Annotated in this window: 7 protein-coding genes; 3 read left to right on the forward strand and 4 right to left on the reverse strand. The window is 61.5% G+C overall.

All coding sequences use genetic code 11. The features are described 5' to 3' along the window. Window positions 1-216: 216 nt before the first annotated feature. The 4 genes from purM to QZ540_RS07465 all read right to left on the reverse strand — a co-directional run bounded on the left by purM (window position 217) and on the right by QZ540_RS07465 (window position 4,937). Window positions 217-1,362 carry a phosphoribosylformylglycinamidine cyclo-ligase gene (gene purM, locus QZ540_RS07450; RefSeq protein WP_044150117.1) on the reverse strand — a complete coding sequence of 382 codons (1,146 nt, stop codon included), beginning with the start codon at window positions 1,360-1,362 and terminating at the stop codon, window positions 217-219. Beyond that, window positions 1,363-3,114 carry an amidophosphoribosyltransferase gene (gene purF / locus QZ540_RS07455; protein ID WP_294628874.1) on the reverse strand — a complete coding sequence of 584 codons (1,752 nt, stop codon included), beginning with the start codon at window positions 3,112-3,114 and terminating at the stop codon, window positions 1,363-1,365. A 240-nt stretch (window positions 3,115-3,354) separates the two neighbouring features. Then, a complete protein-coding gene (locus QZ540_RS07460) occupies window positions 3,355-3,807 on the reverse strand; it encodes a sterol carrier family protein (RefSeq protein ID WP_065423878.1) in 453 nt (150 codons plus the stop codon). Window positions 3,808-3,809: 2 nt separating this feature from the next. After that, on the reverse strand, window positions 3,810-4,937 hold the full coding sequence (locus QZ540_RS07465; protein ID WP_294628876.1) for an asparaginase: 1,128 nt from the start codon (window positions 4,935-4,937) through the stop codon (window positions 3,810-3,812). 550 nt (window positions 4,938-5,487) lie between these two features. On the opposite strand from QZ540_RS07465, the gene QZ540_RS07470 reads away from it, so the two are divergent. From QZ540_RS07470 to QZ540_RS07480, 3 genes are all read left to right on the forward strand, one after another. Next, window positions 5,488-5,823 (forward strand): hypothetical protein, encoded by a 336-nt coding sequence (locus QZ540_RS07470; protein WP_294628878.1) that lies wholly within the window; start codon window positions 5,488-5,490, stop codon window positions 5,821-5,823. A 150-nt stretch (window positions 5,824-5,973) separates the two neighbouring features. Further along, window positions 5,974-7,257: a phosphoribosylamine--glycine ligase gene (purD, locus tag QZ540_RS07475; protein ID WP_294628880.1), complete on the forward strand. Its 1,284-nt coding sequence runs from the start codon at window positions 5,974-5,976 to the stop codon at window positions 7,255-7,257. 259 nt (window positions 7,258-7,516) lie between these two features. Further along, window positions 7,517-8,443, forward strand: coding sequence for a phosphoribosylaminoimidazolesuccinocarboxamide synthase (locus QZ540_RS07480; RefSeq protein WP_294628882.1), 927 nt, complete (start codon window positions 7,517-7,519; stop codon window positions 8,441-8,443). Window positions 8,444-8,464: the final 21 nt, after the last annotated feature.

Genomic DNA, 8,464 nt, shown 5'->3' on the forward strand with positions numbered 1-8,464 from the left:
AAATACGCGCGAAATTAGATAAAAACCCGGTAGTAAAAACACCGGGCAGCGCACACCTCAGGCAGCGCACACCTCCGGTAGCGTGCACCTCCGGTAGCGTGCACCTCCGGTAGGCACACAAAAACCGGGGCGGCCACCGTATAGGTGACCGCCCCGGCATCAGCAATTATCAGCACCAGTCAGGCTGGCGCTCGCTCACTGCGTGAAGAAGCGTCCTTAGGAAGCGTAGGAGCCCAGCAGTCGAACCGCGCCGCCGTCCACGCCCTTAGCGCCCTGAATGTAGTCGGCGCTGTTTGCCTCGGGCTCGCCAGCGGCAACAACATCGCCCATGATCCAGGAGGGGATACCGCGGTCGTTCAGACGCTTGGTAGCAGCCTCAGCCACGGAGGGGTCAACGATAGCAATCATGCCCACGCCCAGGTTCAGGGTGCGCTCCAGGTCAGCCAGGGGCACGTTGCCCAGCGAGCCGATCAGGGAGAAGATAGCGGGAATCTGCCAGGTGGAGCGGTCCACGCGACCCTCCAGGCCCTGAGGCAGAACGCGAGCCAGGTTAGCAGCCAGGCCGCCGCCGGTCACGTGCGAGAAACCGCGCACACCGCTACCGGTGGTGCCGTCTTCGCCGTTGACGGGGAATGCCGCCGCCAGGTCCAGGCAGTCCGCTGCGTACACGCGGGTGGGCTCGAGCAGCTCCTCACCGATGGTGCGACCCAGCTCGTCCACCTGGCGCTCCAGACCCCAACCGGCAACGTTCAGGACCTTGCGGACCAGGGAGTAGCCGTTGGAGTGAATACCGGAGGACGCCATAGCAATCAGCACGTCACCCTCGCGCACGCGGTCGGGGCCGAGCAGCTCGTCAGCCTCGACCAGGCCGGTTGCTGCGCCCGCAACGTCGTACTCGTCCTCTGCGAGCAGGCCGGGGTGCTCAGCGGTCTCGCCACCAACCAGGGCGGTACCAGCCTGTGCACATGCGCCAGCAATACCGCGCACAATGTCAGCGATACGCTCGGGAACAACCTTGCCGGTGGCAATGTAGTCGGTCATGAACAGGGGCTTAGCGCCGCACACGACGATGTCGTCCACGACCATACCGACCAGGTCGTAACCGATGGTGTCGTGAATATCCAGAGCCTGCGCGATAGCGACCTTGGTGCCCACACCGTCGGTGGAGGTAGCCAGGTAGGGCTTGCGGTACTTGACCAGCTCGGAGACGTCGTACAGGCCCGCGAAGCCGCCCACGCCACCAACGACGGAGGAGTTGTGGGTCGCCTTGATAGCGCCCTTCATCAGCTCAACGGCGCGATCGCCAGCCTCTACGTCAACGCCTGCGCTCGCGTAGGTTACGGTGGTGGTGTTCTCGCTCATTTAGGATTCCTTCGGGGTAGTGGTAGCGGAGGAGTTTGCGGGGGTGCGGTCCTGCTCGGTGAGCAGTGCCTCGAGGTCGGCGTCGGGACCGGGGTTGCACATGCCCATGCCGGCATCGTCTGCGGCAATCTGTACTGCGGAGGCGTCGAACTTCGTTTCGAGAGTTTCGGTGCCTTCGCGGGTCTCAATGGAGACAGCCTCAGCATGCTCAGGCTTGGAGGGGACGGGGCGCTCCACGGTCACCTCAGCTGCCTTACCGGCGAGGGGTCCGCCCTTGCCCTTCTCCGAGGAGTCGAAGAGGGACTTGCCGCGTCGTTCCTCGCTCGGCAACTCAATCGGGTATTTGCCGGTGAAGCATGCGGTGCACATGTTTTCGGCGGGCTGCTCGGTGGCTGCCATCATGCCGTCCTGAGAGATGAAGCCGAGCGAATCGGCACCCAGGGAGGACGCGATTTCGTCCACGGACAGACCGTTCGCAATCAGCTCCGCACGGGAGGCGAAGTCAATACCGTAGAAGCAAGGCCACTTCACGGGCGGGGAGGAGATGCGCACGTGCACTTCCTTCGCGCCAGCTTCGCGGAGCATACGCACGAGGGCACGCTGAGTGTTACCGCGAACAATGGAATCGTCAATAACGACGAGGCGCTTACCGGCAACCACAGACTTGAGCGGGTTCAGCTTGAGTCGAATACCGAGCTGGCGGATAGTCTGCGAGGGCTGAATGAAGGTTCGGCCCACGTAGGCGTTCTTGACCAGGCCGTTACCGTAGGGAATGCCGGACTCTTCGGCGTAACCAATAGCAGCCGGAACACCGGATTCGGGAGTGGGCATGACCAGGTCAGCTTCAACAGCGTGTTCGCGGGCAAGCTGACGGCCCATTTCTACGCGGGATTCGTAGACGCTACGGCCGGAGATGGTGGTGTCCGGGCGAGCGAGGTAAACGTACTCGAAGACGCAACCGGCGGGCTTAGCTTTTGCGAAACGCTGGGAACGCAGACCGTTCTCATCAATGGTGATGAGCTCGCCGGGCTCCACTTCACGCACGAAGGACGCACCGACAATATCAAGTGCCGCGGTTTCGGATGCGACAACCCAGCCACGCTCCAGACGACCGAGCACGAGGGGGCGTACACCCTGCGGGTCGCGTGCAGCGTAGAGGGTGTGCTCATCCATGAAGGTGAGGCAGAAAGCACCGCGAAGGGTCGGCAATAGGTCGAGTGCTGCTTCTTCGAGGGAGTCGAAGTCGTGCTCCGCCAGCAGGGCGGTGACGAGTGCGGTGTCGGTGGTGTTGCCCTGGGCGAGTTCGCCGTGCTTGGGGGGCTTGCCGCCGTTCTTTTCAATCAGACGCTCGTAGAGGTCTGCCGAGTTGGTGAGGTTACCGTTGTGCGCCAGGCAGAGCGTACCGTGCGGGGTGGTACCGAGAGTCGGCTGTGCGTTAGCCCAGTGGGATGCGCCGGTGGTGGAGTATCGGGCGTGGCCGATAGCGTGGTCGCCGGGCATGGAACTGAGGGTGGCTTCGTCAAAGACCTGGGAGACCAGTCCCATATCTTTGTACACGTGGATGCGTTTGCCGTTACTGGTTGCGATACCTGCTGATTCCTGGCCGCGGTGCTGGAGCGCGTACAGGCCGTAGTAGGTTAGCTTTGCCACGTCCTCGCCGGGAGCCCAGACACCGAAGACGCCGCAGGCGTCCTTGGGGCCGTGGTCAATTGGATCGAGGTCGTGAGTGAGTTTTCCGTCGGGGCGAATCAATTCACTTCTTTTCGACGATGGGACTGCGGATGCGTCTGTGCAAGCGCAAGATTAGGGCGTGTTGCCGCACTCACACCTGCCTGTGTGTGCCGTAGCATACACCAGACCTTTAAAAGTGTACCGGGTTTCGGAGCCGATGCGGTGAAAGATACGCTAAATACCTCAGGATGGACCACTAGAACAGGCACCAAACACGCCAAATCACGAAAACTGCGTGGACCTGTGAGCTCGTAGCGAATTCTAGAAGAGCGGCAACAAACCCGAAAGGTCACTACGCTCACCCGACGCATCCAGCGCACCGGCACTCACCGCCTGCGCCCACGAACAGGCACCCAGAACCAGCGCCGCCCACACGAGTGGACGCGCCTCCACCACGGACGGCGGGGTACCGCGCGTATGGCGAGGACCCGCCACGCACTGGGTCACGCCCAGCGGGGGTACGCGCACCTCCACACTATTGCCGGGGGCGAGGGTTGCCAGCTCCTCCAGGGTGAAGCGCACAAAGGTAGCGCGCACCGGGCGGGGGAGCGCGGCAAACGCCTGCTCCACCTCGGGGCTGTTCAGCAGGTACTCGCCTCGGGCATGCGAATCTGCAAGTTCACCGGCTGCCGCACGCTGCGCCTCAAAGAAGGCACGCACTTCGCGTACCGCCGCCATGCCCGCCTCTTCGCTGGTTTTGCGTCGAATGGCCACGGTTAGTTCTCTTCCCCAGCTTCGACGGAGAGCTCCCCCGTGGTGAAGAGCTCCTCGTGCACGCGAAGCCCGCCAACCTTGACCGGCTGACCGTCAGCGTATCCGCCAGTCACGGGGCGGACCACCAGCGCAAGCAGGCGCTCGCATTCCTCGGCGCTCAGGTAACCGCCTGCAACCAGTGCGCGTAGCGCTACGGCGTACATGGCGCGGTGGGTGCCGTCGCTCATCTTCACCACCACGGACGCGCCCGAACGCAGACCGATGCAGAGCACGCCCTCCGCGCCGCTCTTGACGATGGCGTCCAGCTCTTCGCTGAGCACGGTATCGGGGTAGCCGGGTGCCTGAATCAGCTCGGGGTAGTCCACCATGGCGGTTGCAACCGTGGAGGCGCGCGCATCCGCCCCGAGATTACGGATTGCCGAACCCAGGGTCGAGTAGGCGCGTGCGGCACCCAGCAGAGAAACCGCGTGTACGGGCGCGCCGCAGCCGTCCACGCCGATAGCCGCTACCGGTTCGCCGGTAAACGCCTCAATTTCTTCGGTAATGACCCGCTGCAGCGGGTGTTCGGGGTCGAGGTAGTTGTGCAGGGTCCAATTCTGCGAGCCCTCTTCCAGGTCGCCGCGCTCAAGCTTGGCGGTGCACGCCCACAGGAAGGCGGCGTGCTTGCCGGAGCAGGGGTGCGCCAGGGCAGTAGCGGCAAGGTTCGCCTGAATCATGGCATGACGTGCCTGCTTATCGGAGGGGAGCGCGGGCTTGAGTGCCAGGTTCGCCGGGGTGAGCGGGTTGGTTTCGGTGCTGCCCTGGGTGAGCACGTCCTGTACGGCGCGCATCTGCTCGAAGGTGCCGCAGTGCGAGCCGCAGGCGATAGCCACCTGGGAGCCGCGCAGGGGTGCGCCCGCCTTCATGGAGCCGATGGCCTGTAGCGGCTTTGCGGCGGAGCGCAGATAGAAGGGCTCGTGAATATCACCGAGGGCAAGCTGAATTTCGCCGTCGGGGCCCAGCAGAATGAGGCGGCCGCGGTGGCGTGCCTCAACAAAGTTGTTGCGGGTGAGCTGCGCGAGTTCTACGTCGAAGGCGCTGCCCTGATTGATGGTGTGAGTGGTGGCCTGTGAGGTGGTGCTGTTGGTCATTCTTCTAGTTTAAACGGGGCGTATTGCATCGCCCTATTTGTGGGGTGAAAGGTAGCTGAAAACGGGATTTTATATGCACCTGATAAGGAATGTGAGGAAGCGTATAGTCCTCAAAAGGTTGATTTTATGAGTCACTCATTTTTATAATGGTGGGGTGCTCATCGCGCAGAACACCTTCAAAGGTGGTTCTGAGGCAAGTATCGTGAGCGAGGCACAGCCCGCACGATTCCCTCACTACAGGTAGCCTCCGCATCAACCCTGCGCACCGTATAGGACCGACCGACGTATAGACGTCACCGCCCAACATATATGGCGAAGACCAAGGCAGCGGCATATGAGCTTTTTCTCCACTTACCCACCCCTGAACGGTACGCTGAGCCCTCGCGCGCTCGCTTGCCACCCCCACCCTAAACCTCACCCTTAAGGTGAATATGCCGGTACGAAGCATAGGGTTTAGAACTCGGGGTTTACAGGGATTTTGCACCGTCACTTTCAGCCACTTTTCTAAGTGGCTCATACGGCGCACACAATTACGTAAAGGAGTACATCCATGGCAGAGCAGCACAACACCTCTACCTCCGCACAGAACTCTTCCCCCAAGGGCGGTTTGAGTGCAGAATCTGAATTCCACGCAAAGTTCTTCCCCATCCTGGCCCGTGTTGCTTCTGTGACCGCTGTGCTCATGTACGTGTTCTACTTCCCGCAGATTATCGGTAACCTGAGCGGTCACAAGGGTGACTGGATTCAGCCTCTGGTTGCGGCTATTAACTGCACCCTGTGGGTTCTGTACGGTCTGTGGCGCCCCAAGAAGGACGTCCCGATCATCATTGCGAACGCTCCCGGTATTCTTTTCGGCGGCCTGGCAGCTATTACCGCCCTCATCTAAGGCTTTAGCTTGATTCGGTAGCTTCGGTTACCGCGCTGTGCGGCTCTTCTCTAGCGCGCATTCTTAGGAATGTGCCGCTACATGAGAAGAGCCGCATTTTTAGTGTGCTCAGCTCACATTTTTGAGAGGGTACCGGGTACCCTAAATACTATGAAGGTTTTGGTACTGGGCCCCGGTGGCCGTGAACACGCTATTATCCGTGCGCTTCTGCGCGACCCTGAGGTGACTGAGGTGCACAGCGCCCCCGGCAACGCCGGCATTGCCCAGGATGTTCCCGTCCACGCAATTGATGCGAATGATCCCGCCCAGGCAACCGCCCTGGCACGCGAACTGAACGCCGACCTGGTCGTTATTGGCCCGGAGGCGCCGCTGGTCGCCGGTGTTTCTGACGCACTGCGTGAGGCGGGTTTTGATGTTTTCGGTCCCTCTGCAGCTGCCGCTCAGCTGGAGGGCTCTAAGGCTTTCGCTAAGCAGGTCATGGAAGAGGCTTCCGTGCCGACCGCTCGCGCCTACGTGGCAACGAACGCCGCTGAGGCGCAGGCGGCACTGGACGAATTCGGCGCACCCTACGTGGTCAAGGACGACGGCCTGGCTGCAGGTAAGGGCGTTGTGGTGACCGAGGACCGTGCTGCGGCGCTGGAGCACGCTCAGGCTTGCTTCAACGCTGGCGGCACCGTGGTCATCGAAGAGTTCCTGGACGGCCCCGAGGTGTCCCTCTTCGTCATCTCTGACGGTAAGAACGTTCTGCCGCTGTCCCCGGCTCAGGACTTCAAGCGCATTTTCGACAACGACGAGGGCCCGAACACCGGCGGTATGGGCGCCTACACCCCGCTTCCCTGGCTGCCCGAGGGCTTCGTACAGGAGGTCGTGGAGAAGGTTGCCCGCCCGACCGTGGCACGTATGGCTGAGCGCGGCACCCCGTTCGTGGGCGTGCTCTTCTGCGGTCTGGCTGTGACCAGCCGCGGCGTGCGCGTTATCGAGTTCAACGCACGCTTTGGCGACCCGGAAACCCAGGCGGTTCTGGCGCGTCTGCGCACCCCGCTGGGTCAGCTGCTGCGTGCGGCTGCTCGCGGTGAAATTTCTGAGGGTACCGAGCTGGATTGGGATCCCCGCACCGCAGTTGACGTGGTTATGGCTGCTGAGAACTACCCGGACACTCCCCGCAAGGGTGACGTCATCTCTGGCCTGGATGAGGCGAACGCCCTGGAGGGCGTGCACGTGATTCACGCGGGCACTGTCGCATCCGAGGAGGGTGTGCTGACTGCTGGCGGTCGTGTGCTGGCTGTTGTTGCTCTCGGCGATGATCTGGCTGCTGCCCGTAACGCCGCCTACGAGGGTGTTCGCGCTATCTCCTGGGCTGGCGCGCAGTACCGCACCGATATCGCGCTGAAGGCTGTGGAGAACCGCATCCACATTCCCGCCCCGCGCGGCTAAAACCTAAGGTGACCGGCTTCCCCGCTTGAGGGTGGGGGAGCCGGTCGCTTCTTTGCCACTCGCTTCTTGCCGCCTCAGCTTTCCTCGGGTTCATTTCCTCGGCTCGGGGTGCTGTCGGCGGCGACCGGGGCAGGTTGGGCTCTCAAGATTGTGCCGTATTGATGTCTGATGGCACTATCGGGAGCCGTGCCTGTCGCGGTATTGTAATTACACAGACTTTTTGCATCCACATCACACCACCTCATCAGGAGAAATTCTCATGACTTCTCGTTCTAACCCCGTGGAAATCCCGGGCTGGACTCACATTTATTCCGGCAAGGTCCGCGACCTGTACGTTCCGAATGAGGAACGTTTTGACGCTACCGGCTTGACCGTCAATGATGACGCTGAGCTGCGTGCCGGTTCGGTCATGGTTGTTGCCTCGGACCGTATTAGCGCTTTTGACCGTATTCTGCCTACCGAGATCCCGGATAAGGGCAAGATTCTGACTCAGATGTCCCTGTGGTGGTTTGAGCAGCTTAAGCAGGTTCCGAACCATGTGCTGTCCACTGACGTTCCGGATGTTGTGGCTGGTCGAGCAATGATTTGCCGCTCCCTGAACATGTTCCCGGTTGAGTGCATTGTGCGCGGTTACCTGACCGGTTCGGGTCTGGCTGTGTACAACGAGACCGGTGAGATTGCTGGTGTAAAGTTGCCTGCGGGCCTGGTGGATGGTTCCCGCCTGGAGACCCCGATTTTCACTCCGACCGGTAAGGCTGAGGTGGGTGAGCATGATGAGCTGGTGACCCGTGAGGAGCTGTACGCTGAGGTGGGTCAGCCGGTGGGTGAGCGCCTGGAGGAGCTGAGCCTGAGCCTTTACACCACTGCGGAGAAGATTGCTCGCGAGCAGGGCATTATTCTGGCGGATACCAAGATGGAGTTCGGTACTGATTCGTACCGCGGCGAAATTACCCTGGGCGATGAGGTTCTGACCCCGGATTCGTCGCGTTTCTGGGATGCTCAGCAGTATGAGCCGGGTCGTCCGCAGCCGAGCTTCGATAAGCAGTATGTGCGTGACTGGCTGCGTTCGCCGGAGTCGGGTTGGGACGGTTCGGATAATGTGCCGCACCTGCCTGAGGAGGTTGTGGAGAAGACTCGTGCCCGTTACGTTGAGGCGTATGAGCGTCTGACTGGCACGAAGTTCTAAACTCAATTTTTGAGGCTCAAT

This window comes from uncultured Rothia sp., from assembly GCF_916049665.1.
Taxonomy (GTDB): Bacteria; Actinomycetota; Actinomycetes; order Actinomycetales; family Micrococcaceae; genus Rothia.